Source organism: Halomonas sp. 707D4 (assembly GCF_024158685.1).
Lineage (GTDB): Bacteria > Pseudomonadota > Gammaproteobacteria > Pseudomonadales > Halomonadaceae > Vreelandella.
This window is the reverse complement of sequence record NZ_JAMZBD010000526.1, coordinates 1-2,053: the sequence shown is the minus strand read 5'-3', so window position 1 is coordinate 2,053 and position 2,053 is coordinate 1. Positions and strand designations below refer to the sequence as shown.

General features: G+C 67.9%; 3 protein-coding genes. All 3 read left to right on the top strand.

Annotation, left to right across the window (positions count from 1 at the left end; translation table 11 throughout):
• Nucleotides 1-354, top strand: a 354-nt coding sequence (locus BIS11_RS16155; RefSeq protein WP_253586538.1) for an arginine N-succinyltransferase, incomplete at its 5' end; no start/stop codon positions are given.
• 16 nt (nt 355-370) lie between these two features.
• Nucleotides 371-1,414: an arginine N-succinyltransferase gene (astA, locus tag BIS11_RS16150; RefSeq protein WP_253418629.1), complete on the top strand. Its 1,044-nt coding sequence runs from the start codon at nt 371-373 to the stop codon at nt 1,412-1,414.
• On the top strand, nt 1,411-2,053 hold a 643-nt coding region (locus tag BIS11_RS16145; protein ID WP_253586537.1), incomplete at its 3' end, for an aldehyde dehydrogenase family protein. The genes astA and BIS11_RS16145, both read left to right, overlap by 4 nt.

Sequence of the window (2,053 nt, the reverse complement as noted above, 5' to 3'; positions counted from 1 at the left end):
CTCCAGGAGATGCTGGCGGAGGGCTTCGCGCGTTCGCGCCATGTCGACATCTTCGATGCCGGGCCCATCGTCAAGGCCGAGCGTGAACGGCTCGAGACCTTTCGCCAGGCGAGCTGGCACCCGGTGCGCATTCGCCCGGAACACACCCTGCCGGACGCCGAGCCTGCCCTGATCGCCAACCAGTCAGAGGCGTTTCGCTGCCTGGTGGCCCGCTACGCGCTGTCGCCCACCGGCCAGCTGATGCTGAGTCCAGAGCACGCCGAAAGGCTCAAGGTGGAGGAGGGCCGTGCGGTACTGGCCGCGCCGTTGTCCCTGCCCAGCGCCCAGGACGTTCTCGACGAGGGAGAAATGTAATGGAGGGAGAGATGTAATGCGCATTCGACCCATTGCCCGTGACGATATCGAGGGTCTGCAGGCGCTCTCCCAGCAGGCCGGCGTGGGGTTCACGTCGCTTCCGGACAACCGCGAGTTCCTGGCCGGCAAGATCGAGGCCGCCGCGCGGGCTTTCGAGGAGCGCACGCCGGTGGACGACCGGCTCTACTTCTTCGTGCTCGAGGACGAGACCACCGGCGAGCTTGCCGGCTGCAGCGCCATCGTTGGCCAAGTGGGCCGCGAGGTGCCGTTCTACCACTACCGGCTGGGCACGCTCGCCCACTCCTCGGTCCAGCTCGATCTGCATCGCACCATCGACACGCTGTTTCTGAGCTCGGATCACACCGGCGACGCCGAGGTGTGCTCGCTATTCTTGCGCCCGGAGTATCGCGGCGAGGCGAACAGGCATCTGCGCAGCGGCGCGCTGCTCTCGAAGGCGCGCTGGCTGTTCATCGCCCAGTTTCGCGATCGTTTCCCGGCCAAGGTGCTCGCCGAGATGCGCGGCGTCTTCGATGAGCACAACCGCAGCCCGTTCTGGGATAGCCTCGGCAAGCACTTCTTTCCCATGGACTTCGATGAGGCCGACCGGCTCACGGGCCTGGGGCAGAAGAGCTTCATCGGCGAGCTGATGCCGAAGTTTCCGATCTATACCACCTTCATGTCGCCAGAGGCGCGCGCCTGCATCGGCCAGGTGCATCGCCACACCCGCCCGGCGCTCGAGATGCTCAAGAAGGAGGGGCTTCGCTGGGAGGGCTACATCGACATCTTCGACGGCGGCCCCACCGTCGAGGCCTACATCGACGACGTGCGCGCGGTGCGCACTTCCCGCGTCCATCCGGTCGAGATATCCAAGGAGGCGCCGGTCCAGAGCGTCAGCCGCTGGCTGGCGGCGAGCACGCGGATGAACGCCTTCCGGGCCGCCTGGATCGGGCGTGGCCCCGGCGAAGACGGCACCCTCGTGCTCAGCGAGGAGGAAGCCCGCCGGCTGGAGGTGAGCGCCGGCGATACGCTCAGACTACTCGACACCCAGGAGACGTCATGACCTCACTTTCCTCGAGCGCCAGGGCGCAGTTGCTGATCGACGGGCGCTGGATCGACGGCGACGGCGAACGCTTCACCAAGTTTGATCCGGTCGGTGGCCAGACGCTCTGGCAGGGCGGCGGCGCCAGCCCCGCTCAGGTCGGTGAGGCCGTTGCGGCAGCGCGCGGCGCGTTCGCTACCTGGGCGCGCACCCCCTTCGATGAGCGCCGGGCACTGACCGAGCGCTTCGCCGAGGTGCTCAAGCAAAGAAGCGAGGAGCTCGCCCGGGCGATCGCGTTCGAGACCGGCAAGCCGCTGTGGGAAGCGCGCACCGAAGCCGGCGCCATGGTCGGCAAGGTGGCGCTTTCCGCCAAGGCGTACCTGGAGCGCACCGGCGAGCGCGAGAAGGCGGTGGGCAGCGCAAGCGCCGTGCTGCGCCATCGCCCCCACGGCGTGATGGCGGTGTTCGGCCCCTACAACTTTCCCGGCCACCTGCCCAACGGCCACATCGTACCGGCGCTGTTGGCGGGCAACACCGTGGTGTTCAAACCCAGCGACCAGACGCCCCTGACGGCGGACCTGACGCTTCAGTGCTGGGAAGAAGCGGGCCTGCCCGCCGCGGTGATCAACCTGGTGCAGGGCGGTATCGAGACCGGCCAAG

Excerpts from the sequence above, each read along its gene's own strand:
- astA (WP_253418629.1), top strand. The coding sequence starts at position 371 with ATGCGCATTCGACCCATTGCCCGTGACGATATCGAGGGTCTGCAGGCG.